This window comes from Hoskinsella mucinilytica (genome assembly GCF_045223415.1).
GTDB lineage: Bacteria > Bacillota_I > Bacilli_A > Erysipelotrichales > Erysipelotrichaceae > Hoskinsella > Hoskinsella mucinilytica.
The window spans coordinates 101992-125138 of sequence record NZ_JBEQZJ010000002.1 but is presented as its reverse complement, the minus strand read 5'-3'; the positions used below and the strand labels follow the sequence as shown (position 1 = coordinate 125138).

23 protein-coding genes and 1 tRNA gene are annotated in these 23147 nt (G+C 34.9%); 17 read left to right on the top strand and 7 right to left on the bottom strand.

Annotated elements, in window-relative coordinates; genetic code table 11:
* Nucleotides 1-25: 25 nt before the first annotated feature.
* Nucleotides 26-550 carry a flavin reductase family protein gene (locus UGRO018_RS01305; RefSeq protein WP_416324637.1) on the bottom strand — a complete coding sequence of 175 codons (525 nt, stop codon included), beginning with the start codon at nucleotides 548-550 and terminating at the stop codon, nucleotides 26-28.
* 190 nt (nucleotides 551-740) lie between these two features.
* Between UGRO018_RS01305 and UGRO018_RS01300 the strand changes: the two genes are divergently transcribed.
* The 8 genes from UGRO018_RS01300 (at nucleotide 741) to malQ (ending at nucleotide 8834) form a co-directional block, all read left to right on the top strand.
* The gene (locus UGRO018_RS01300) at nucleotides 741-1433 is read left to right on the top strand and encodes an MBL fold metallo-hydrolase (RefSeq protein WP_416324636.1); all 693 of its coding nucleotides are present in this window, start codon (nucleotides 741-743) and stop codon (nucleotides 1431-1433) included.
* A gap of 53 nt (nucleotides 1434-1486) precedes the next feature.
* Nucleotides 1487-1996: a PocR ligand-binding domain-containing protein gene (locus UGRO018_RS01295; RefSeq protein WP_416324635.1), complete on the top strand. Its 510-nt coding sequence runs from the start codon at nucleotides 1487-1489 to the stop codon at nucleotides 1994-1996.
* Nucleotides 1997-2044: 48 nt separating this feature from the next.
* Nucleotides 2045-2893, top strand: coding sequence for a helix-turn-helix domain-containing protein (locus tag UGRO018_RS01290; RefSeq protein ID WP_416324634.1), 849 nt, complete (start codon nucleotides 2045-2047; stop codon nucleotides 2891-2893).
* 52 nt (nucleotides 2894-2945) lie between these two features.
* The gene (locus tag UGRO018_RS01285; RefSeq protein WP_416324633.1) at nucleotides 2946-3473 is read left to right on the top strand and encodes a flavodoxin family protein; all 528 of its coding nucleotides are present in this window, start codon (nucleotides 2946-2948) and stop codon (nucleotides 3471-3473) included.
* Nucleotides 3442-4107 carry an NAD(P)H-dependent oxidoreductase gene (locus UGRO018_RS01280; protein ID WP_416324632.1) on the top strand — a complete coding sequence of 222 codons (666 nt, stop codon included), beginning with the start codon at nucleotides 3442-3444 and terminating at the stop codon, nucleotides 4105-4107. The genes UGRO018_RS01285 and UGRO018_RS01280 overlap by 32 nt, the downstream gene beginning before the upstream one ends.
* A gap of 60 nt (nucleotides 4108-4167) precedes the next feature.
* The gene (locus UGRO018_RS01275) at nucleotides 4168-4968 is read left to right on the top strand and encodes a ZIP family metal transporter (RefSeq protein ID WP_416324631.1); all 801 of its coding nucleotides are present in this window, start codon (nucleotides 4168-4170) and stop codon (nucleotides 4966-4968) included.
* 131 nt (nucleotides 4969-5099) lie between these two features.
* Entirely contained in the window at nucleotides 5100-7349 is a 2250-nt protein-coding gene (locus UGRO018_RS01270; protein WP_416324630.1) for a glycogen/starch/alpha-glucan phosphorylase, read from the top strand.
* A 12-nt stretch (nucleotides 7350-7361) separates the two neighbouring features.
* Nucleotides 7362-8834, top strand: coding sequence for a 4-alpha-glucanotransferase (gene malQ, locus UGRO018_RS01265; protein ID WP_416324629.1), 1473 nt, complete (start codon nucleotides 7362-7364; stop codon nucleotides 8832-8834).
* 34 nt (nucleotides 8835-8868) lie between these two features.
* Here the strand turns inward: malQ and UGRO018_RS01260 are convergent, their stop codons facing one another.
* Nucleotides 8869-10284, bottom strand: coding sequence for a S1C family serine protease (locus tag UGRO018_RS01260; RefSeq protein WP_416324628.1), 1416 nt, complete (start codon nucleotides 10282-10284; stop codon nucleotides 8869-8871).
* A 275-nt stretch (nucleotides 10285-10559) separates the two neighbouring features.
* Here UGRO018_RS01260 and UGRO018_RS01255 point away from each other — a divergent pair, with 275 nt between their 5' ends.
* The gene (locus UGRO018_RS01255; protein WP_416324627.1) at nucleotides 10560-11906 is read left to right on the top strand and encodes a neurofilament protein; all 1347 of its coding nucleotides are present in this window, start codon (nucleotides 10560-10562) and stop codon (nucleotides 11904-11906) included.
* A gap of 92 nt (nucleotides 11907-11998) precedes the next feature.
* Nucleotides 11999-13210, top strand: coding sequence for a CapA family protein (locus UGRO018_RS01250; protein WP_416324626.1), 1212 nt, complete (start codon nucleotides 11999-12001; stop codon nucleotides 13208-13210).
* Between the two features lie 182 nt (nucleotides 13211-13392).
* Here the strand turns inward: UGRO018_RS01250 and UGRO018_RS01245 are convergent, their stop codons facing one another.
* The 3 genes from UGRO018_RS01245 to UGRO018_RS01235 form a co-directional block, all read right to left on the bottom strand.
* Complete coding sequence (locus tag UGRO018_RS01245) at nucleotides 13393-14595, bottom strand: class I SAM-dependent rRNA methyltransferase (protein ID WP_416324625.1); 1203 nt, start codon at nucleotides 14593-14595, stop codon at nucleotides 13393-13395.
* Nucleotides 14596-14630: 35 nt separating this feature from the next.
* Nucleotides 14631-15119, bottom strand: a complete 489-nt coding sequence (locus UGRO018_RS01240) for a GNAT family N-acetyltransferase (protein ID WP_416324624.1) — start codon at nucleotides 15117-15119, stop codon at nucleotides 14631-14633.
* 141 nt (nucleotides 15120-15260) lie between these two features.
* Nucleotides 15261-15336 (bottom strand) — tRNA-Glu (locus tag UGRO018_RS01235).
* Between the two features lie 140 nt (nucleotides 15337-15476).
* Here UGRO018_RS01235 and UGRO018_RS01230 point away from each other — a divergent pair.
* From UGRO018_RS01230 to UGRO018_RS01215, 4 genes are read left to right on the top strand one after another with little or no spacing between them, the layout of a single operon-like run.
* Nucleotides 15477-15806, top strand: coding sequence for a PadR family transcriptional regulator (locus UGRO018_RS01230; RefSeq protein ID WP_416324623.1), 330 nt, complete (start codon nucleotides 15477-15479; stop codon nucleotides 15804-15806).
* A complete protein-coding gene (locus tag UGRO018_RS01225; protein WP_416324622.1) occupies nucleotides 15790-16428 on the top strand; it encodes a DUF1700 domain-containing protein in 639 nt (212 codons plus the stop codon). The genes UGRO018_RS01230 and UGRO018_RS01225 overlap by 17 nt, the downstream gene beginning before the upstream one ends.
* The gene (locus tag UGRO018_RS01220; protein ID WP_416324621.1) at nucleotides 16425-17276 is read left to right on the top strand and encodes a DUF4097 family beta strand repeat-containing protein; all 852 of its coding nucleotides are present in this window, start codon (nucleotides 16425-16427) and stop codon (nucleotides 17274-17276) included. Before UGRO018_RS01225 ends, UGRO018_RS01220 begins: the two co-directional genes overlap by 4 nt.
* 4 nt (nucleotides 17277-17280) lie before the next feature.
* Entirely contained in the window at nucleotides 17281-18408 is a 1128-nt protein-coding gene (locus UGRO018_RS01215; protein ID WP_416324620.1) for a hypothetical protein, read from the top strand.
* Nucleotides 18409-18442: 34 nt separating this feature from the next.
* Here the strand turns inward: UGRO018_RS01215 and UGRO018_RS01210 are convergent, their stop codons facing one another.
* On the bottom strand, nucleotides 18443-20098 hold the full coding sequence (locus tag UGRO018_RS01210; RefSeq protein WP_416324619.1) for a DUF1653 domain-containing protein: 1656 nt from the start codon (nucleotides 20096-20098) through the stop codon (nucleotides 18443-18445).
* Between the two features lie 220 nt (nucleotides 20099-20318).
* Between UGRO018_RS01210 and UGRO018_RS01205 the strand changes: the two genes are divergently transcribed.
* From UGRO018_RS01205 to UGRO018_RS01195, 3 genes are all read left to right on the top strand, one after another.
* On the top strand, nucleotides 20319-21326 hold the full coding sequence (locus tag UGRO018_RS01205) for an AAA family ATPase (protein ID WP_416324618.1): 1008 nt from the start codon (nucleotides 20319-20321) through the stop codon (nucleotides 21324-21326).
* Between the two features lie 174 nt (nucleotides 21327-21500).
* Entirely contained in the window at nucleotides 21501-21656 is a 156-nt protein-coding gene (locus tag UGRO018_RS01200; protein WP_416324617.1) for a hypothetical protein, read from the top strand.
* A 540-nt stretch (nucleotides 21657-22196) separates the two neighbouring features.
* Nucleotides 22197-22613: a YjdF family protein gene (locus UGRO018_RS01195; protein WP_416324616.1), complete on the top strand. Its 417-nt coding sequence runs from the start codon at nucleotides 22197-22199 to the stop codon at nucleotides 22611-22613.
* Between the two features lie 98 nt (nucleotides 22614-22711).
* On the opposite strand, the gene UGRO018_RS01190 is transcribed toward UGRO018_RS01195, so the two are convergent.
* Entirely contained in the window at nucleotides 22712-23122 is a 411-nt protein-coding gene (locus UGRO018_RS01190) for an Hsp20/alpha crystallin family protein (protein WP_416324615.1), read from the bottom strand.
* Between the last annotated feature and the right edge of the window lie 25 nt (nucleotides 23123-23147).

Sequence of the window (23147 nt, the reverse complement as noted above, 5' to 3'; positions counted from 1 at the left end):
AAGACTTTGTTTTCACATGATCCATTTATGAATCATTTTCTTGTTTTGTTAAAACATGTTCTATTTCTACAACATACATGGTGTGATAATCTTTTAAAGGATAGTTTTTCTCTATCAGTTCCATGTCAAAGAAGCCTTCTTCCGTCAATTCTTGAGCATAAAGCTTTTTACATTTCAATACGGTATTTGCTTCTTCAAAATACGCATATCCGTTTTCTTGAATGGTATGAAATCCGGCTTTTGAAATTTTATCTTCTTCACGTCCACTGATTTTTCCAAAATACGCAAGCTCTTTCCGATAAGTTTCATCATAAAAGGATAATGTCAGATGTTCTTGGGCATCTATGAATTCTTTGGTATAGCGTTGTGGTCGAATAAAGACGAAGGCAACTTTTTTATTCCAAAGGATACCGACACCACCCCATGAAGCAGTCATGGTATTGACACTACCATCTTCCTTTTCTGCTGTTACCAACATCCATTCCTTACCAATCATGGTAAAGGGGTCACTGTGTAATGCTTCCGGTGTACTAATATTAAATATACTCATATGAAATCTCCTTTCCAAATGTATGATATGATCGCATACTCCATTATATTATAGGCGATGATGTCAAGGATGCAAGAGGCAACTATCACAAATTTCATAGAATATCGCAAAAGATCTTATCATAACATGTATTATATTTTATGTTTTCATGATTTCATGATACACTAAATTCGGAAATGGAGTTGAGAACATGAACATTACGTATCTAGATCATAGTGCCTATTTCATTGAAATGGAAGATTGTTGTTTTTTGTTTGATGATACCAAAGGAGTATTACCTGAGTGGGATCATTCTAAAAAGTTGTATGTATTTGTGTCCCATCACCATGGGGATCATTATCAACCCATTATTTTCAATCTAAGAAAGGAAACCAAGCAGTTGACTTATCTGATATCTGATGATGTTTCTTGTCAAGTGGCTTCTGATACCATCATGTTGAAGGCAAACCAGCAACTGATATTAGATGATTTGCGTGTGGAGACCTTTCCTTCCAGTGATGAAGGTGTTGCTTTTTTGATAGAAACAAAAGAAGGAACGATCTATCATGCCGGGGATCTGAATTGGTGGCATTGGGAAGATGAAAATAGTGATGCAGAAAATGATGAAGCCAGGGCCTTGTTTGAAAAGGGGATTGAATCATTGAAAGGTAGAGATATAGATGTTGCTTTTCTCGTATTAGATCCACGACAAAAAGAGCAGTTCTATTATGGATTTGATGCATGGATGCGTATGACACATACAAGTTATGCCTTTCCTATGCATATGTGGGGGAAGTATTCTATTGTTGAAAAATTGAAAAGGCTTTCTGTAAGTGAGCCATATCGAGATGCCATTATGGATGTTCATAAGGAAAATCAACAATTCACTATAGAAGTTTTATAGAAAGTGTGGTATATTTTTCGTAGAGTATAGAACAAAGAAGGGAATAATAAATCATGGAAATCAAGGATGTTGTGAAAAAAGTGCTGGATGATTATGAAAGGATCACAGGTTTAAGAAGCTATATCGTTTATGATAATACGGAGATACAAAGTGCATCTGAGAAGAATTATTTCTGTAAATGTCTTAAGGTAAGTGCTTCAGCATTACAAAAATGTGAAGAGTGTACCAAAGAAACCTATGATAATGCAAGGGAAATCAATAAAGAATGTATTTATTCTTGTCATGCAGGATTGATCAAATGGGCGGTACCGGTCAATTATAAAGATTTTCATTGTGTCATTGTATCAGAAGGAATTCTTGCGAAAAAACAATGGGAAGAAGCAGACATGTGGGCAGATTATCTCAGTAAGGAATACAAGGTCAATCGTGATATGGTATACCGTAACTTCCGTTTGAATAAAACGATGAACGAAGATCAAATGATGTCTAGCATTCAGCTATTAAAAGATTTATTGCGTTATCATTTAAATTTTCAGGATGAACAAGAGCTAGTAACAGCATAAGGCCGATAAATATCGGCTTTTTAAATATCTTGACGAGGAGTGTATATTATGAAAGAGAAAAGTGATAAACGAACTAAGAGCTTTGTGGAGATAGAGGCCTTAGATCAAGCCCATCAACAAGAGATGTTTGCGCCAAAGCACTTATATCAGTATTTAGGGTTAACCAGAGAAACATTGCGTTATTATGAGAAAATTCATCTTTTACAACCTGATATTTCCCCTCAAAGTCAGTATCGTAGCTTTTCCTTTGATGAAATTTTGAAGTTGTTTTATATCGAATTTTATAAAAAGCGTGCATTTACAACGGCACAGATCAAAGATATGATGACAATGGATCACACCTCTTTACCAACCCAACTACAAAAGAAAAAACTAGAAATAAAGGCGGAAATTCAACGACTAACTGAAATTGAAGCTGAATTGTCGAAAGATGAGGAATTATGGAAACAGATATCCACACAATTGCACCAGCCCCAAATAGTTACCTTTCCCCTTTATGAAAGTCTTCATCAAATATCCTCTTTTTCCTCGATAAAAGAATATGATCAAGTACTTAAGCTTGTGGATGAAAATAAAGAATTGACCTCACAATTGATCAGAGAGGTAAGCTTTGATGAAAAAGACGGTTTTCAAACATCTACGGTACATGTAGTAAGACCTTGTGAATACAAAATACCAGGTAGATGTTATCTAAACCATGGAAAAAGTGTTCATGTACTGGTGGAGTGTAGAGATGGGGATGAAAGCGTGATGGAGCGTATGTTCTATTTGTTTTCGGATTGGATGAAAGCACATGATCTAATACCACTTGGAAACGTCTATATTCAATCTGTATTTATGATGTATGATAAAGGATGCTTTGTGAATTATTGTCATAGTTGGGTTTTGATAAAATAGGGGTTGACTTGGGGGTTACCACCAGCCTTATCCTATAGACGAGGTGATGACAATGATCGGTTTGATTTCGACGTTGCCTATAGGGCATACGCTTTTATCAGGATTTGCGATGGATCTTCATGATAAAGGAATAGATTATGAAATCATAGAAACAAGAAGTATGAATATCAAAGGCTGCATCGGTTGTAATGCCTGTTGGTTGATGACACCAGGTAGATGTGTGATCAAGGATGATTATGAAAAGCTGTTAAAACTTTATTTGTCTTATGATGCGGTTATCTTTTTCACAGATACAAAATTCGGTAATATTACGTACCGATTGAAACATATCATCGATCGAATATTACCTTTGGCAACCATGCATCTTCATTTTGTGAATGGTCAAATGCGCCATCTTGCTCGCTACGGAAAAGAATTGAGGATGGGAATCCTGTATGAAGGAAGTCTTGAGGGAAATGATTTAAATCCATGGATGAAGCGAGTAATGCTTAATATTCACGGAACATCCCTTGGTGTGTATCCTATAAAGGATAAGGAGGTGCTGCTTCATGAACTTACTCATGATCAACGCTTCACCTAGGATAAAACAACAAAGCAATACACAAATCATTCTGGAAGCATTTCAAAAAGGGTTTATAGAGGAAACAAAACAAGCAACAAAGATTCTTTGTTTAAGTGAGAGGAATCATTGGAATGAAATCATGCAAGAAATGTATGAGCATGAGACGATCTTAATTGCGATGCCATTGTATGTTGAAAGTATTCCGGGAATCATGATGGAGTTTTTAGAACAGCTGGATCTAGAAAAAATGAAACATAAGAAGCTATGTTTTTTACTACAAGGAGGCTTTGCGGAAGCCAGTCAGTTATGGTGTGCTCGAAGTTATTTGGAAAAATTGCCTTCTTATTTACAATGTGATTATGGTGGTACTTTGATCAAGGGTGATATGTTTATCTTGCATTTGCTTTCCCCAGTTCAACAAAAGAAAAGCATAGCGCCTTTTTATGAAATGGGAAAACGTTTTGCGAAACATCCTTCTTTTGATGCAAAGGAAGTAGATTGCTTTGCTGGACCTGCCTTTTTCTCAAAACGTAAGATTTTGATATTGACCTTACTTCGTCCCATACAAAGAATCGTGGTATTTGTTTTCGCAAGAAAACTGGGATGTAGGCAAAGCTTAAAAGCTCGTCCTTATCAACCTTGGGTAAAATAAATCGTTTGAATGGAATTTTTTTGAGAGATTACATATAATACAGATATGGAGGTGAGTAATATGTTTGATATTACCAATCCCTATCTGTTAGCAGCTTTAGGGACAGGCTTTACCTTTTTGATGACCACCTTGGGAGCTGCAACGATCTTTCTGTTTAAAAAAGAAATGAAACAAAGCTGGCAATCGATGTTTCTTGGCTTTGCGGCCGGTGTAATGATAGCAGCGAGTGTATGGAGCTTATTGATTCCATCTATGGAACAGGCAGCTGACTTGGGTATGATGGAATGGCTTCCGGCAGCCGGAGGTTTTGTGTTAGGAGCAGTATTTTTAAATGTCTTAGATAAAATATTACCACATCTACACCCCGGTAGTGATGAACCAGAAGGTCCTGCTTCTAGTATGAAACGAACTTCTATGCTTGTTATTGCGGTTACTTTGCACAATATACCTGAAGGAATGGCAGTTGGTTTGGCTTTTGCGGTAACAGCGTCAACAAGTGGATCTATTTCTCTTGCTGCTGCAATGGCATTGGCTTTGGGAATAGGACTACAAAATTTCCCGGAAGGGGCTGCGATATCCTTACCAATGCAAAGGGAAGGATGTTCCCGTGGTAAGGCATTTCTTTATGGATCTTTATCCGGTATCGTGGAACCGATTGCCGGTATAGCAGTAGTTGCAGTTGCAGGAAGTGCAACGATGATCATGCCATGGCTTTTAGCTTTCGCAGCCGGAGCAATGGTTTATGTTGTGGTAGAAGAATTGATACCGGAGGCACATTTCAGTGATCATGGACATGCCGCAACTCTTGGTTTTATGGCAGGATTTCTCATTATGATGATCATGGATGTTGCTTTGGGATAGGAAAAAAACGCTAGCAAATTTCATATTTGCTGCTTTTTTTATGTTTTTTTCAAATAATGCATGAAATTTTCATAATATGTGTTAAAATAATGATAAGTAAACCGCTTACAAACAAAAGGAGGAGGAAGTTAATGGCTGAATTTCTGAAAGATGATACATTGGATATACATGGACACCTAAGTAAACAGGATGTCTATCAATTACTTGTGAAAGAATGCAAGAAACGCATGGAGGATAAGCCTTATATCGAACAAGAGAAAAAGCTGTATTATATATCGGCGGAATTCTTGCTCGGTAAGCTTTTGACAAGTAATTTGATTAACCTTGGAATTTATGATGAGGCCTGTATGTTTGTAAAACAGCAGGGTTTTTCTATGCAAGAGATTGCGGATATAGAAAAAGAACCATCTTTAGGAAATGGTGGTTTGGGCAGATTGGCTGCCTGTTTTCTTGATTCCATTGCCTCTTTGAATTTATGTGGAGATGGAATCGGGTTATATTATCATTTTGGCTTATTTGAACAAAAGTTTCAAAATCATAAACAATATGAGATACCAAATGAATGGATCGATGAAGTGTCTTGGTTTGATAGAAAAGATACCGATATCGAAGTAGCATTTCCCTTTGGCAAGCTACATGCGATAGAGTATGATATGGAGGTATTGGGCTATCATGGTCATAAAAACACCTTACATTTATTCGATATAGAAACTGTAGATGAAAGCATTGTTCATGATGGTATCTGTTTTGATAAAACGGCAATTGAGAAAAATCTAACACTGTTTTTATATCCGGATGACAGTGATGAGAATGGAAAACTGCTTCGAATTTATCAACAATATTTCATGGTATCTTGTGGCGCACAAATGATCTTGCAGGATTGTAAAGAAAAAGGGTACCCACTTGATCGATTATATGATCATGTTGTTATTCAAATCAATGATACTCATCCGACGATGATCATCCTTGAACTGATTCGTTTACTTCGAAAAGAAGGGATGAGCTTGAAAAAGGCATGCCATATCGTGGAACAGACTTGTGCTTACACCAATCATACCATTCTTTCCGAGGCATTGGAGACATGGCCGATGGAATATCTCAAAAAAGTGGTGCCACAATTAGTAGAAATCATTGAAGCTTTGGATCTTGCGGCAGCACAAAGATGCGATAAAGATCATACAGCCATTATCGGTGCTGATGGAAGAGTTCATATGGCACATATCGATATTCATTTCGGAAAAAGTATCAATGGTGTTGCAAAGCTTCATACCGATATCTTAAAAGAAACAGAATTACATGATTTCTATACATTGTATCCAGAGAAATTCAACAACAAGACCAATGGAATCACCTTCCGTAGATGGCTTTATGCTTGTAACCCTCAACTAACATCTGCAATAGAACAGTGGATCGGGAAGGGTTTTTATACCAACAGTGAAGAACTTCAAAAGTTGTTGGACTTTACAAGGGATGAAGAAGTGTTACGAAAACTACTTGCCATTAAACAGGAAAAGAAACAGGAATGGGTTCATCATATGGCTTTAAAACAAGGAATTCATATCAATCCTAATTCTGTTTTTGATACACAAGTAAAACGTCTACACGAATATAAACGTCAACAGATGAATGCTTTATACATCATTTATAAGTATCAACAGATCAAAAAGGGAAAGCTACCGATTCGTCCTATTACGTTTATTTTTGGTGCCAAAGCAGCACCTGCATATACCATTGCAAAGGATATCATCCATGTATTGCTTTGTTTAGCGGACATTATCAATCATGACCCTTGTGTATCACCTTATCTTCAAATTTGTTTCATAGAAAACTATAATGTGAGTGAGGCAGAACAGGTGATTCCGGCAAGTGATATCAGTGAACAGATTTCTTTAGCTAGTAAAGAAGCCAGTGGTACCGGAAATATGAAATTTATGTTGAACGGTGCTTTGACCTTAGGTACCAGAGATGGTGCCAATGTAGAAATCGCACAATTGGTAAAAGAAGAAAACTGTTATATGTTTGGAAAAAGCAGTGATGAGGTCATTGCACATTACGCAAACCATGATTATATCAGTAAGGATTATTATGAACAAGATCCATTGATACATGAATTGGTAGACTTCTTAGTGGGAAATGAAATGTCTAAAGTTGGTGATATGGAACATCTTCAACGATTCTATCATGAGTTATTGCATAAAGATTGGTTTATGACCTTATTAGATTTAAGGGAATATATTGAAGTAAAGGAACGCATGTTACTTGATTATGAGGATCGTCATGCTTGGAGCATTAAGATGCTCGCAAATATTGCATGTAGTGGATTCTTCAGTAGCGATCGTACCATTGAAGATTACAATAGAGATATCTGGAAACTATCATAAGGAGGGCTGTAGATGAAAAGAAGAGCAGGCATATTAATGCCAATATCATCCTTACCTTCTAATCAAGGGATTGGAGATTTTGGGAAACATTGTTATCGTATCATTGATGCGATGAGTAAACAAAACGTACACATATGGCAGATTTTGCCTTTGAATCCATTAGGATATGGAAATTCACCTTATCAACCCTTTTCTTCGTTTGCCGGGGATGAAATCTATATCAGCGTGGATACATTGGCCGATTATGGCTTATTAAAACAAAGCTCTATTCGAAACTATAATAAGTTTTGTGAATATGTTGATTTTGAAGGTGTTCGTCAATTCAAACAACCGTATCTAAAAAAGGCATTTAAGACCTTTAAAAAATATTTTCATGAGTTTGAAGATGAATATCATGCTTTTTGTGAAAAGGCGGATTGGTTATATCATTATGCTGTATTTACGACATTAAAACGCCAAAATGATATGAAAAGCTGGTTAGAATGGCCAATGGAACAACGTAATTGGATTCATGATCACGCATATTCTTTAAAAGGGTTAGAAGATAATATCCAGTATGAAATGTTTTTACAATTTATCTTCTATAAACAATGGGGTGAAATCAAGGCGTATGCCAATGAGCATGATATTGAAATTATGGGTGATATTCCATTTTATGTAGGAATCGATAGCGCCGATGTGTGGGAAAACCAACAGGATTTCTTATTAGATAACGATGCTAGACCAAGTGCTGTAGCAGGGGTACCACCGGATTATTTTTCCAAGACCGGACAGTTGTGGGGAAATCCTATTTATGATTGGAATCAATTACGAAAAGAAGAATATGGTTTCTGGTTAAAACGTTTGGCTTGGAATGATCAATATTTTGATATCATCCGATTGGATCATTTCCGTGCATTCGATACTTATTGGGTCATTCCTGCGCAAAGCAGTACGGCCATCAATGGTGAATGGGAACTTGGTCCTGCTTATGACTTTTTTGACACGTTGTTTAAAGTGTTGCCAGATATCAACATTGTAGTTGAAGATCTAGGAGAACTTCGTAAACAGGTTGGAAAGCTTCGTGATCATTATGGATTGACGGGAATGAACGTTGCTCAATTTGAAATGGAAGTGAAGTTATTAAAACGTCCGAGAAAAGAAAATGTTATCTTATATACAAGTACGCATGATAACGATACGTTAGAAGGTTTCTATCAGGATCTTGACGCAAATAAAAAAATAGCATTGAGAAGATTTTTCCATAATTGTAATTATGATAACCGTACCTTCCATGAACTGGTCATTCGCTATTGTATGGACTCCGATGCAGCAATTACCATAATTCCTGCAATGGATATCCTAGGTTTAAAGAAAGAAGGACGTATTAATACGCCTGGTACCATTGGATCACCTAATTGGGAATGGAAGGTAAAGAACTTAAAAGAATTCTATGCATTGCTTCCTCAGTTTGGAACATGGATCAAAGAATCTCATCGAGCTTAAAAAAAGAAGATTTCATCTGAAATCTTCTCTTTTTTTAAGATGCATTTCCTCCTTGGAAACTTGTTTTTTCCGTAGCTTCTGTTGTAACTTCTAATAAAGTGATCTTTACTTCTTTTTCTTTTCCATCACGTTCAATTTTCATGGTCATAGTATCTCCGGCTTTATGTGAAGTGATGATACTTTTTAAGGTCGCAATGCTATCGATATCTTTACCATCAGCCTGTACGATTCTATCGCCTACTTGTAATCCCGCATTATCAGCAGCTTTACCTGATTGAACTTTTGCGATATAAACAGATTTTGTATCATCTGTTTGTTGTGCAAATGGATTATTGCTTTGATTGGATACTTCACTTAAAGATACACCTAGCTCAGCTCTACCTGTTACCTTACCGTTTTCAATCAGAGATTCAATGACCGGTTTTGCTTTGTCAATTGGAATTGCAAAACCTAATCCTTCAATATTACTACCACTTGATTTCGCATTGACGATTCCGATCAATTCACCTTTTTCATTAAATAATCCACCACCGGAATTTCCTGGATTGATTGCGGCATTTGTTTGAAGTAAGTGCATGGTTTCACCATCAATGGTAATAGCACGATCCAAAGCAGAAATAATACCATTGGTTACCGTACCACCAAGCTCTCCTAATGGGTTACCGATCGCAATGGCAGGATCTCCTACTTCAAGGCTATCACTGCTACCCATAACAACAGGGATTAAGTCTTTCTTAGGTTCGATCTTGATGACTGCCAAATCAGTAGTTGCATCACTACCTACCAAAGTTGCATTATATACTTCTCCATCTTTGGTTGTAACACTAACCTTGGTTGCGCCTTCTATCACATGATTATTGGTGACGATATAGCCATCACTACTTAAAATAACACCACTACCTGCACCAGAGGTCACAGCTTGCTGGAAAAATTGATTGGTTTGAACAGACTCTGTTTTGATTTCTACCACACTATCCATGGTTTGATTTGCGATATCCTTAACAGACATGGTAGATGTATTCGCACTATTGTTATCAGAATTAGATGAATTCTTATTCACAGATTGATACATGACCACTTTACCATTACCACTGAATTGATTAGCTGCCAATGTTCCCCCAAAACCACCGATCCCAGCTAATAGGAAACAACTTGTGATGGTTACTCCGGTTTTATGTTGTTTGATAAAGGAACCATGAACCTTTTTTTGTTTCTTCTTAGTTTTTGGTTGCTCCGTTTGTTCTTGTTTTGCATCCTCACTCATTTGTTTTGATTGAATCAACGCTTCTTCATCTTCCAAATGCTGATCTTTCATCTCAATAGATTCTGTAGCATCATGGGTATCCTTTTGTTCTTCTTGAGAAACCTGTTGTACTTCTTGCTCCTCGACCTTTGCTTCCTGTGGGGTTTCATTTGTATCTTCTAGGTGATTGTTTTCAAATTCCTGCATCATAGGACCTCCTTTAGATTACTCTTTTTACGATATTAGTATAAGAAAAAAATATAGCAAAATAATTAAGATAATGTGTGAAAATATTTTCTTTTACGACAAAAATTCATAAAAATATGTGAAAAAATTGCAGAAAATCATGAAAATAGTATAAAATCAAACAAATTTATGGTGATAAGTATTAATTATAAGTATGCATCGTGCTATAATAAAAGAGTATATAGAAAACGACGAGCATATTCTAACGAAATCGAAAGAATGCGGAGGATGATAACATGGCAAAGACAACAAAGAAAATGAAATTAACGGCAAAAGCCGATCAAACAATCAAAAAGAGTACAGCAAAAAAAGCTGTAGAAACTAAGAAAATTACAGTTGCGAAAGAACCGGAAAAGATCACTGCAGCAAAGGAACCTGAAAAAATAACTGCAGCAAAAGAACCTGAAAAAATTAGTGCAGCGAAGGAGCCTGAAAAAATCGAAGAAAAGAAAGTAGAAAAACTTGCGATGAAAGAGGCAAGTACTGTAGAAAAAACAGAAGAAAAGAAACCGCTAGCAAAAAAAGCAACAGCGAAAAAAGCTCCTGCGAAAAAAACTGCAGAAAAGAAAGAACCTGCGAAGAAAGCTACAACGAAAAAGAGCGTTGCTGCAGATAAGAAAGCAGAACCAGTTGTTGTTGAAGAAGTAAAAGAAGAAAAGAAACCGGTAGCAAAGAAAACAACAGCGAAAAAAGCTCCAACAAAAAAAGCAACGGAAAAGAAAGAACCAGCAAAGAAGGCTTCAGCAAAAAAAGCAACGAAGGCTGCATATATCAAAGAATATGAAGCATATAGTTTAGAAGAATGTATTGCTAAAATGCAAGCAATGGGTGTTCAATATGGTTATGATGATTATACTAGAATCTTATTGAATGAGGCAGATGATAAGGTTCTTATCAAAAACATTATAGAAGGTAATCAAATCAAAGAAAAAGGCTTTACCTTTGAAAAAGATGGATTTGATGAGGAATTAATTCCTGTTACCTTAAAGAAGGTGAAAGAAACAATGGATATCAAAGCAGCAGATTTTAAAGATATCAAAAAAGATGTCAACGCTTCTATGAAGACAAAATTAGGTGAAGATGCAGAAGAAAATGCAGCAGAATATTTGAAGGAATTCAAAATCTGTGAAAAATTATTGATGATCGGTCAGCGTAAAAATATTACAACAGGTGAAGAGATCAATCAATTACTAGATATTGATTTTGATGCATTCCTTGCACACTTCCTTGATGTAGCATATCAGATTCTACCAAGCTGGCAATATGATGATGTGAAATTCTATGAGGATTTCATTTATGCGGTATTATCTCAATTCTCTGATTTATATGAAAAATATCAATTAAGAGTATTGATTGATGTTGCGGACTTATATATCAAACATGGTGATTTCTATCATGGTGATGTATGCTATGGCTATATTTTAAGAGATAATCAAATCAAAGATTATATCTATTATCGCTTTGCACATGTTTATGAAGATATCGACTTCAATAAGGCAAAAGCACTTGCTTATGAGTCTTTACAGTTCGTTGATGGAAGATATACCTATTATCAAAACATCATGGATATCATCAATAAATAAGTGATGGGTATAGACTGTATGATGTTTCATCATGCAGTCTTTTATTACGTATAAATATAAATATGAGGATCAATGAAATATGAGGGAGTAGTATGAAGAAAAAGAAAATACATAGGATAGGGAACCAATGGATGATCTGTGGATTATTAGTTTTATTAACTGCTTGCGTAGGGAAAGAACCTGAAAATAAAATCATACAGGAATCTAAAGAACTAATGGAAAAGCGCTCTGCGACTTTAGCATTTACCGGGGATATCTTATTAGAAGAAGGAATTCTAACATGGATGAGTGATTTTTATACGAATGATGAATACCGGTTCAAACATTATTTTGATGAGATCAAGCCCTTATTACAGGCAGATCTTCTGATTGGAAATCAAGAGGTACCGATTGCAGGTCGATCTTATGGTATAACTGGCATTAATTTTCGCTTTAATGCTCCTGAAGAAGTGGCTCCTCAACTTGCGGATTTAGGTTTTGATGTTTTGACATTTGCCAATAACCATAGTTATGATCAAGGAAAGACTGGTTTGGATGCGACCATTCAGGCTTTAAATCAGGAAAAGATTGCTACAACAGGTGCATTTCGTCAAAAAGAGGATCGAGGTCCTTTGATCATAGAAAAGAACGGTATACGCTTTGCAATCCTTGCATATACCTATGATACCAATCAACCAATAGAGGATCAAAATGATTTTTCAGTGAATCGATTTTTGAATGCTACACATGAATTCGATGATGAACATAAGGAAGCATTGAAACAAGATGTGATGGAGGCAAAAGATCAAAGTGATGTTGTGATTGCAGCAATGCATTGGGGAACGGAATTTACTTATGACATTTCACAGACGCAAAAGGAAGTGGCAAAGTTTTTGAATGAATGTGGGGTTCATATCGTGATAGGCAATCATCCACATACTCTTCAGACTGTGGAAACCATGGTAAATACAAAAGGTGAGGAAACCTTCGTTATCTATTCTTTAGGTAATTTTGTTTCTTCCGCAGCTGCAGTATCTCGAGCAAGTGAACAATTCACGAATATGTATGAATTAGGAGGAATTGTACATTGTGATGTTACCTATGATCCTAACACAAAGAAAGTGGAGCTTTCACATCAAAAGATGGATGTTATCGTAAATCATTTCACCTATGGTTATGATAACTTTCAATTATTACCCTTTGAAACTTATACAGATGAACTTGCTTCTCAACATTATCAAAGGTGGATGTCTTTAAATTTTCATAAAGAATATTTAAATGAAAATCTCAAAGCACTATTTGATAATAAAATTGAATGGAAATAAAAAAAGAGTCAATCATAATTGGCTCTTTTTCATGGAAAAGGTGATTTGAAAAGCAAATAGAGAAATATCAAAGTAGTTTCTAATCATTATGTAAATATCTTAATCAAAAAAGAAGGTCATTCTCATTTCGAATGTACCTTCTATCATTGAGCTATGATGTATATGATCGATCTGCATGATGATTAGATAATTTGAAAAATATAAAATTTTAGATAAGAAGTTTCTTCCATGGTCCAAAGAATAGGATGATCATGGTTTTGTTGAGTAACAGATACCTGTTTTAAGGTAACACCTGTTTCTTTTGCACTTTCTCTTAACATTTTTTCAAAAAGGTCGATTTCCATGAAACGAGAGCAACTACAAGTGATCAAATAGCCACCACGCCCCAACAACTCCATCGCTCTTTTATTGATTTTTTTATATCCATGATATGCATGATCGACCGTTCTTCTTGATTTTGTAAAAGCAGGTGGATCTAGTACGATAATGTCAAACTGTCCTTGTTTACATTCATCTAGATATTTAAATACATCCGCCTTTACAAATGATATGCGATCTTCTAAATGATTCAATTTGGCATTTTCGTAACCCTGTTGTAATGCAGTTTGAGATACATCTACTGCTACGACCTGTTTGGCATGACCATAAGCAGCATTTAATGCAAATCCTCCAGTATGAGAAAAGCAATCCATCACTCTTTTATCATGAGCCATTTGACGTAATAGCCTACGATTCTCTTTTTGATCTAAGAAATATCCTGTTTTCTGTCCGTTTTCTATATCAACGTGTAGTTTAATACCATTTTCATTGATAATGGTTGTGGTTGGCAGTTTTGCCTGTTTCCAAAACCCTTTTTCTAAAGGTAAGCCTTCTTTTTCTCTAACCTTGATGTCATTTCTTTCGTAGATTCCTTTGACATCCTGTCCGTCCTCTTGTAATACCTCCAACAAAAGCTCATACAGCATATCCTTGATTTGTTCCATTCCAAAGGAACTGATCTGGCAGACCAATACATCTTCATAACGATCTACAGTTAATCCGGGAAGCTCATCTGCTTCGCCAAAAATAAGCCGACAATTTGTGATGTTGTCTATTTCTAATGTTTTTCTAAATTCATATGCAAATAAAATTCTTTGTTTGAAAAAAGAACGATCAAAGACATCACTTTTATCTTTAGATAAAATTCTGACCGTGATGTGGCTCTGTTTCGATAAAAAGCCTGTACCTAAATAAGTACCTTTGGTTGTAACGATATCAACCAAAGAGCCGTTTGGAATGGTCTCATCTAACGCAACAACATTATTTTTATACATCCACATTTGTCCACGTTGTAACCACTTTTCTCCTTCTTCGCAGATGGTAACACTAGGGTGATTTCTTTTCATATTACTTTACCTCATATAACTTTCTTTATGGTATATCATAAGCATTTGACCATGACATCATAACATAGAACATCTTTATTAGATGTTATGATGGTATGATACTCTATTTCTTTATAACCTAAATGCAAATAAATGCCTTTAGCTGATAAGGATGCGTCTAGTCTACATTCTGTATAGGTTTGAGCAATCTGTTTTTCAGCAAAATCCATCAATATTCTTCCTAAGCCTAGTCCTTGATATTGAGGCAATACAAACAAACGATTGATGTTATTGTCTTTTATCGTAATGGTACCAAGGGCTTGGTGTTCATGATTGTATATCAAATAGACGATTCCTAGTTGTATATCTGATGATATATGATCATCATCATGATGGGAAAGAAAAAAATCAACAGCACCTTTTGGATAGTAGTGTGGATAAATTTCATTGATCGTTAAAGTAGTAATATCCTTCACTAAGGAAAAGTCGCTTAATTCAGCCCGATGAATGATATATTCTTCGATATCTTTATTTTTAGTTTCCATAATCATACCCCTTCATTCTAAATTCCACATCATTATAGCATAAGCGAAAATATTTTACATAACCTTTCAGACTGAAAGAGCTATAAAAGTTAAATAAACATAAAAAAAGCCTTTATTTCAAAGGCTTTATCACTTTTATCATGGTGACGCGTACGGGATTCGAACCCGTGAATGCTTGCGTGAAAGGCAAGTGAGTTAACCGTTTCTCCAACGCGCCATTTGCTTTGACTGCTATGATAGTATAACAAAAAGTTAATCTAGCGTCAAGGATAAAATATTAAAAATTGTAAAATTTCTCTATTTGCATTGATTTATAATATTATATATCATATAATATTGTTGAAGAAAGGTGATAATATGGTATTTCAACTAGGCTCTGCATTATTAGATGCCTGTGTACTGGCAATCCTCCATAAAGAAGATACTTATGGATATAAGCTAACACAGGAAGTCAAAGAAATCGTAACAGTAAGTGAATCAACATTGTATCCTGTATTGAGAAGATTAACAAAAGATGGTTATCTATGTACATATGATAAAGAATATATGGGCAGGAATCGCAGGTATTATCAATTAACATCAGAGGGTAAAGCAAAGTATATGGAGTATGTAAGTGAATGGAAAGATTTTTCTGAGAAAATAGATGGAATTTTGCAGGGAGGATATGAAGATGAATCAAATGGATAAGGAAACGTATTTACGAATTCTTAGTCGTAAATTAAATGGTATTGATGAAGAGGAAAAAGAAGATGCTTTATGTTATGTTAGGGAATATTTTGAGGAAGCAGGGGTAGAGAATGAAAAAACGGTAATTGAAGAGCTTGGATCTCCTTCTAAATTTGCGGCAACAATCAAAGCGAATACCGCATCTAAAGATTTAAAGGAAGATCATGAAAAGATAAGTAGATATCCTCATTCCAATATGAAAAAAATCATAACTGTCTTTTTAGGAATCTGTGCGATGCCTATTGCATTACCGCTATTGATGGCATTGATTCTTGTTGGATTCGCCTTTTTCCTTGTGATATTTGCATTTGGACTTGTTGTATTAAGTGGTATAGGTGCACTCTTTATAGCAGGAATACCAATGTTGATCAAAGGCTTTACTACATTTGAAACTCCGGCCAATGCATTGATCAGTGCAGGTGGAGGTTTGATTGTTATCGGATTAGGTATTTTTCTTGCTATGGGAGGATATCAGCTTATTCGTGTCAGCATTCCATTCGCTGCCGGACTTGTAACAAAGCTATATGAAAAAATCAAACCAAATCGAGGGATGCAAAACAATAAGGAGGAAAGGGAAGTATGAAAAAGAAAAGAATTGGCAAAGTACTTGTTGTAATTGCTTCTATTTGTGTTATCATTGGCGCAATGCTTGTAGGTGCGGGATTTGCACGAGGTGGGAATATTGATGCTCTTCATGTTGGAAAAGATAACACAGAATGGTGGCCTTTCTCCGCTAATGTAGGATTATATTATCGAGGTAGTGCTGGTATGATCATGATAGATGATGAAAATATCAATCCTTCCAAAGGTAATCACATATGGGAACAAGAATTAGACGCAAATGATAAATGGGATATCAAAGTTGATATGGGAGATATTGTTGTGAAAAAAGGCTCTAAGACTTCAATTAAGGTTCAAAGTATTGATAAATCATATGTTTCCTTAAAAAAAGATGATGGGGCACAAGTGATTCAAGTAAAACATCCAAACAATAAGCTTCATAATAAGGAAGCGAAGATTGAATTGACTCTACCTGATAATGAATACACCATAGAAATTGAAAACAAATTAGGGGATATCACAATATCGAATCTAACCTTTCGTAAGATGGAAATAGAAGATGATCTTGGTGATATTCAATTATCAAATATTGAAAGCAAAGCGACAGAGATTGATGAGAAATCAGGAGATATTTCTTTGAAGGGAAGTTTTACAGGAAAAACCTCCATAGAAAATAATTTAGGCGATATTCATATTGAAATGACGGGTAAGCGTGATGAGTATTATTTAAAGATTTCAAACGATTTAGGTGATACTACCATCAATGAGGATGTTTATGAGCTTCATTGTAAATTAAAACAAAACCAGGGAGGGAAACATTTATTGGAAGTGGATAATAACCTGGGAGATATCAACATTCAGTTTAGGTGATTCTATGAGAAGAAAAAAGCAAGCAATTCAACAGTGCAAACAAAGCTATGAACAAATTGTACCAAAAGAAATTGTCTTTTCTCCAGTAGATACCTCTCAACGTCAAAAAAATCAAGAATATATTGATCATCTACGCCAAAGTGATAAAACTGAAGTCATCAAACAATTACAAAAGAAAAATCCGGTTTTTGATCTATCTTGGATGAAGGAAGAAGAACAGGAAATCTTTCAAAACTTCAGTGAACGTTTTGTATCAGATGCAAAATCTTTTGATGCTGATTTAAAGGATGAAGATATATTTCAAGCAATGCGAAATATGTGGATCATCTGGATGTTAGAATTACTATTTAACAAAGAATTGGTCTATCATGAAGCGATGTTTGGCTATAGTATGCTTTATCCATATTCAGATAATTTTCTAGATGATGTCACCATTACCAAAAAGGAAAAACAAGAATTCAATGATTGGTTCACAAAAAGATTACATGGGAAAGAAGTTATTTGTGAAACAGCGTTACAGAAAAAGATCGATGCTTTGGTAGGTTTTATCGAGCATCATTATCCTCGTGAACAATACGCTAGTGTGTATGATGGGCTATATATGATACAAGATGCACAAATTTTATCATTATCACAAAGTCAAGAACAGTGCAAAGATATTCTCTATGACATCTCTGTTGAAAAGGGAGGAACCTCTGTTATCGCAGATGGATATTTGATCGATGGCACATTAAAGGATGATGAGTATCAGTTCTGTGTTGATTTTGGATTTGCTCTTCAGATCGTAGATGATATTCAAGACCAGATAGAAGATAAACGAATGTCTCATAATACGTTGGCAACCATCTGTCAAACAAAGAAAGAACGATATGCGCTCTTTCTGAAAAATTGGTGTTTCTTTGATGAGATTTTAAATCATCATAAATGTAAAAGAAAAGAAATCAAACAGTTTGTGATAGAAAGCTGTCATGAATTATTAGCGCAAAGTGTTTTGGAATCTCAAGATCTCTATCCTAAATCCTTTTGTCAAAAACTAAAACAAGCGATGCCTCTAGAAGAAAATTACATGCAAGAAGTAATGGAAGAAACCAAAAAGAAAATGGATTCTTCTTCTATTCCTCAACCTATATAAAATAACGACCATCCATGTGGTCGTTTTCAATATCTTATCTTCCTAGATAGCGAAATCGTGGAACTTCTTTACCATCAACAATCACAGATTCTTGGAACATGGATAGTGGACGGATCCACACATCGCCTTTACCATATAATTGTCTGTATACAACATATTTTTCAAGTGTTTCACTATGCGTAGCAACATATAAAACTGCATAATGCCTTCCTTTATAATGTTCATAACGTCCAGGTTTAAGCTCCATATCAATGATTGGAATCAATGGTTCATCCGTCTTGGGAATTGGTTTGATCTCTTCTTCATCTTCTTTTATGAGCTTCTTTGGCTTTCTTTTAACCAAAGTCTTAATGTCAGATTGAGATGGTATCAATATATAGGATGTCTTCGGAGCCATTTCTAATTCGATTTTCCCATTTTCTGCGATATATAGAACGTTTTCCAAAGCATCCTTCATCGCTTCATATTGACATGATAATTCCATGGTATAAGGTTCCTCGCTGACATTGAACGCTACCAAAACCTCATGTTCCTGATAAACACGTCGAAATGCGTATTGTTCATTGCGAATGATAACTTGCTCATAATTTCCTCTTCTTAATGCAACCTGTTGTTCATAAACACTTCCCAATAAAGTCAAATGCTCATTTAAAGCTTCATCACGATTATTTTCATCAAGGGAAAGGCAAGGGCGAATATCGGCATCACTTCCATCGTGTTTTTTACCTTGGATTGCCCACTCACTTCCATAGTAAATGCTGGGAATCCCGGGCATGGTATACAATAATGTATAAACGTTTTTTAAATCCAATGGATTTTTCAATGTACTTGCCAAACGATTGACATCATGATTATCCACAAAGTTGTATAAAACGAGGTCTTTATATATGCCTCCATTGCCAAATTGACGATTCAAAGAATAGGCGATTTCAAAATAATTCTTTTCATTATGAGAAGAGTACAATCCTTTGTAGCATTCATAATTGGTCACACTATCTAACATTTCTTCATTTGCCCATCGAGTATAATCACCATGAATAATTTCACCCATCAACCAAAAATCAGGGTTTTTCTGAGCACAAAAACATTTTAAACGCTTAAAGAAATCTTGATCGATACAATCTGCCGCATCTAAGCGTAGCCCATCGATTCCAAAGGTATCCATCCACATAGCGATGCTTTCCAAGAGGTAATGAACTACCTCTTCGTTTTTCAAATTCAGCTTAACCAGATTGTAATGTCCTTCCCAAGCTTCATAAGTAAAAGGATCTTGATAGGGGCTTTGTCCATAGAAATTCAGGTTATGGAACCACCCACAATAAGGGGATTGTTGGTGATGATCAATGATATCCTTAAAAGCCCAAAATTCACGGCCTACATGATTAAATACACCATCCAGGACGATACGAATACCGGCCTCATGTAACGCATCACAAACCTCTTTGAAATCTTCATTATCACCCAGTCTATGATCTATCATACGATAATCACTTGTATCATATCCATGTTCATAACTTTCAAATACAGGTCCCAAGTATACCGCATTGATATGAAGCTCTTTTAAGTGTGGAATCCAATCCTTGATCTTGCTTATTCGATGATGAATGCTGTCTTGATGAAATTGTTCACAACCACAAAAACCCAGTGGATAAATATGATAAAAAACAGCATCTTTTGTCCATTCTTTCATTTGTTTCACCTCGATATTAGTATACCATATTTTTGCGTGTTACTGCTTTCAATAGACAAATTTTATGTTTCCTTTTTTCGAAGAGGAAATACTTCTTTCATCTTAGATATGATGAACATTTCTATGTAAAAAAACAAAGATAATAGATCAATCTTTTGTGTTATCCTAGATGATTTATGGCCATGGTAATGGTATAATGTAAAAACAGGAGGTATTGTTTATGGGAAACTATCTAAATCCAGATCATAGAGCATTTAAACAAATATTAAAAAACAAGATTTATGTTGATAAATCTTTATTAATTGAAAAAACAAATGAAATTGTGGGTAGTAATGAATCTAAATTATGTGTTTCTAGACCTAGACGCTTCGGAAAGTCCACAGATGCAAACATGTTAGTGGCATATTATTCCAAAGGTGCAGATTCATCTGATTTATTCGATTCTTTAAAAATCGGTTCAGTTAATTCTTATCACAAGCATCTAAATAAACATAATGTGATTTATTTAAACATACAAGAATTTTTAAGTGAATCAAAGGATGTTGCATCTCTTATTCATGATGTAACTGATGCAGTTTTGTTTGAAATTTTAAAAGTATATAATAATATTGATTATCAAAGAAAAGATATCCTTTCTAGAGTATTAAAAACAATATTTACTGAGTGTAACGAATCATTTGTTTTTATCATTGATGAATGGGATTGTATTTTGCGAAACACCATTAAAGGAGATTATGAAACGTATTTAGATTTTTTAAGAACCTTGTTAAAAGATCAGCCATATGTGGATTTAGTTTATATGACCGGTATCCTTCCGATAAAAAAATATGGTACACATAGTGCATTAAATATGTTTGATGAAATATCAATGATACTTCCTACACCTTATGAGCAATTTATGGGATTTACAGAAGAAGAAGTTAGAACATTATGTAATAAACATGGTATGGAATTTGGTGAAATGCAAAGATGGTATAATGGATATCATTTTAAAAATAATATCTCTATTTATTCTCCTCGCTCTGTTATCTTGGCACTGAATAAAAAAGAATATAGTAATTATTGGACGAATAGTGAAACTTATGAATCATTGGCTAAATATATAGCAATGAATTTTGATGGTTTAAAAGAGGCAATCATCCGATTATTATCAGGTGAATATATCGATGTCAATGTGAATAAGTTCCAAAATGATATGACAACGTTTAAATCTAAAGATGATTTTTGACATTACTTGTGCACCTAGGATACTTAGGTTATTCCTTTAAAGATGGAAAAGTTTATATACCGAATTATGATGTAGAATCTACTTTTATTACGTCGATTGAATAAGAGAGCTACCGTCAGGAAGAGGATTTGCGGATATTGCATTCATACCTTTTGCGATAAACCAGCAATTCTTGTGGAGTTAGAATGGAATAAAGATGCTGATAGTGCTATAAATCAAATAAAGGATAAAAAATATCCTACTTCTTTAGAAATATATAAAGAAGATTTGATTATGGTCGGTATCAATTACGATAAAGAAACGAAGAAACATACATGTAAGATTGAATAGGTAGTCAATTAGTTTAGCTAAGTTATTGATTGCTTATCTATTTTGGATATATGGAATTGTCATTTATTAGAATAGTAGAGAAGCATTGAGATGAGATATGATATTTTGTCTGAATTTAAAATAGTAAATTTTATGATGCCTTTCAAAAAGAAAATGTTTCTTTTGTTATGTAAGAATTATCAGGTAAATGGTTTACAGCACATGGGATAGGGAGCAATTTGGGGTGGTTTTACAAGATAGAGATTGTTTGTATTGCTGATAAGATGAAAATTTTATTTGCAGAGGTGATAAACATACTTGTATCTTACAGATTGAGCTAACAGAATGTAACAATGTACCATATTGATTTAGAAGAATATTAAAAATTGGAAATCATGCCATATGGCTTGATGATAAATGCAAAGATAAAAACGCAATGTGCATCTACCATGATGTACTAGAGCCGGTAGGTAGCCCGGCCGTCATAGGATCCTATGGTAAGTAACCTGCCCCTCCGGGTTGTCCATTCTTTGTTTAGCAATAAACTAAGGAGGGTTCATTATGAACAAAGTAAATGGAAAACTTACAGTATTTTTTGAAGACCCATTTTGGGTAGGTGTTTTTGAGAACATAGAAAATGAAACATTATCTGTTGCGAAAGTAACATTTGGCGCAGAGCCTAAAGAGCATGAAATAATGGAGTTTATGCTGAAACATTATGATCGTCTGCAATTTAGTCCGACTGTGGTAACGGTTTTGAAGGAGTCAAAAAGAAATCCGAAAAGTTTACAACGCAAGGTAAGAAAGCAGATGCAGAAGGTTGGAATCGCTACAAAGTCTCAACAAGCTTTGAAATTGCAACAGGAACAAAACCAATTAGAACGTGTACAAAGATATCAAAAGAAGAAAAAGGAAGATCAAATGCGTATGTTTGAATTAAAACAGCAAAAGAAAAGAAAAAAACACAAGGGGCATTAGGAATCGATATCATGATAAAATCATCTAACATTATCGATAAAATCAAGGTAATATCGTTGAAAAAGATAAAAGGTGCTTTCGCACCTTTTTGATTTGTTTTATTCGATTGGAATAAATTTTTTCTCTTCAACTTCTTTATGATCAATTTTCGGAATTACAACTTTTAATTCACCGTTTTCAAAACTAGCTTTGATATCAGCTTGTGTTACACCTTCACCAACATAGAAGTTACGAGAACAGCTTCCACTGAAACGTTCTTGGTGAATGATATTTCCTTTTTCATCTTTTTCCTCTTTGTTGGTGTTTCTAACAGCTCGGATATTCAGATAGCCGTTTTTTAACTCCATCTGAATATCTTCTTTTTGATAACCAGGTAATTCCATATCTAATAAATAGTTTCCGTCTTTCTCTTTGATATCAGTTTTCATATAGCTGCTTGTCTTAGAGAAGAATGGATCATAGAATAGATCCTCCATGTTATCATTAAAAATATCTGGTAGAAATTTCATATCCATCGCCTCCATTTTCTATATG

Coding starts and splice junctions, on each gene's coding strand:
- UGRO018_RS01305 (WP_416324637.1), bottom strand. CDS start 550: ATGAGTATATTTAATATTAGTACACCGGAAGCATTACACAGTGACCCC.
- UGRO018_RS01300 (WP_416324636.1), top strand. CDS start 741: ATGAACATTACGTATCTAGATCATAGTGCCTATTTCATTGAAATGGAA.
- UGRO018_RS01295 (WP_416324635.1), top strand. CDS start 1,487: ATGGAAATCAAGGATGTTGTGAAAAAAGTGCTGGATGATTATGAAAGG.
- UGRO018_RS01290 (WP_416324634.1), top strand. CDS start 2,045: ATGAAAGAGAAAAGTGATAAACGAACTAAGAGCTTTGTGGAGATAGAG.
- UGRO018_RS01285 (WP_416324633.1), top strand. CDS start 2,946: ATGATCGGTTTGATTTCGACGTTGCCTATAGGGCATACGCTTTTATCA.
- UGRO018_RS01280 (WP_416324632.1), top strand. CDS start 3,442: ATGAACTTACTCATGATCAACGCTTCACCTAGGATAAAACAACAAAGC.
- UGRO018_RS01275 (WP_416324631.1), top strand. CDS start 4,168: ATGTTTGATATTACCAATCCCTATCTGTTAGCAGCTTTAGGGACAGGC.
- UGRO018_RS01270 (WP_416324630.1), top strand. CDS start 5,100: ATGGCTGAATTTCTGAAAGATGATACATTGGATATACATGGACACCTA.
- malQ (WP_416324629.1), top strand. CDS start 7,362: ATGAAAAGAAGAGCAGGCATATTAATGCCAATATCATCCTTACCTTCT.
- UGRO018_RS01260 (WP_416324628.1), bottom strand. CDS start 10,284: ATGCAGGAATTTGAAAACAATCACCTAGAAGATACAAATGAAACCCCA.
- UGRO018_RS01255 (WP_416324627.1), top strand. CDS start 10,560: ATGGCAAAGACAACAAAGAAAATGAAATTAACGGCAAAAGCCGATCAA.
- UGRO018_RS01250 (WP_416324626.1), top strand. CDS start 11,999: ATGAAGAAAAAGAAAATACATAGGATAGGGAACCAATGGATGATCTGT.
- UGRO018_RS01245 (WP_416324625.1), bottom strand. CDS start 14,595: ATGAAAAGAAATCACCCTAGTGTTACCATCTGCGAAGAAGGAGAAAAG.
- UGRO018_RS01240 (WP_416324624.1), bottom strand. CDS start 15,119: ATGGAAACTAAAAATAAAGATATCGAAGAATATATCATTCATCGGGCT.
- UGRO018_RS01230 (WP_416324623.1), top strand. CDS start 15,477: ATGGTATTTCAACTAGGCTCTGCATTATTAGATGCCTGTGTACTGGCA.
- UGRO018_RS01225 (WP_416324622.1), top strand. CDS start 15,790: ATGAATCAAATGGATAAGGAAACGTATTTACGAATTCTTAGTCGTAAA.
- UGRO018_RS01220 (WP_416324621.1), top strand. CDS start 16,425: ATGAAAAAGAAAAGAATTGGCAAAGTACTTGTTGTAATTGCTTCTATT.
- UGRO018_RS01215 (WP_416324620.1), top strand. CDS start 17,281: ATGAGAAGAAAAAAGCAAGCAATTCAACAGTGCAAACAAAGCTATGAA.
- UGRO018_RS01210 (WP_416324619.1), bottom strand. CDS start 20,098: ATGAAAGAATGGACAAAAGATGCTGTTTTTTATCATATTTATCCACTG.
- UGRO018_RS01205 (WP_416324618.1), top strand. CDS start 20,319: ATGGGAAACTATCTAAATCCAGATCATAGAGCATTTAAACAAATATTA.
- UGRO018_RS01195 (WP_416324616.1), top strand. CDS start 22,197: ATGAACAAAGTAAATGGAAAACTTACAGTATTTTTTGAAGACCCATTT.
- UGRO018_RS01190 (WP_416324615.1), bottom strand. CDS start 23,122: ATGAAATTTCTACCAGATATTTTTAATGATAACATGGAGGATCTATTC.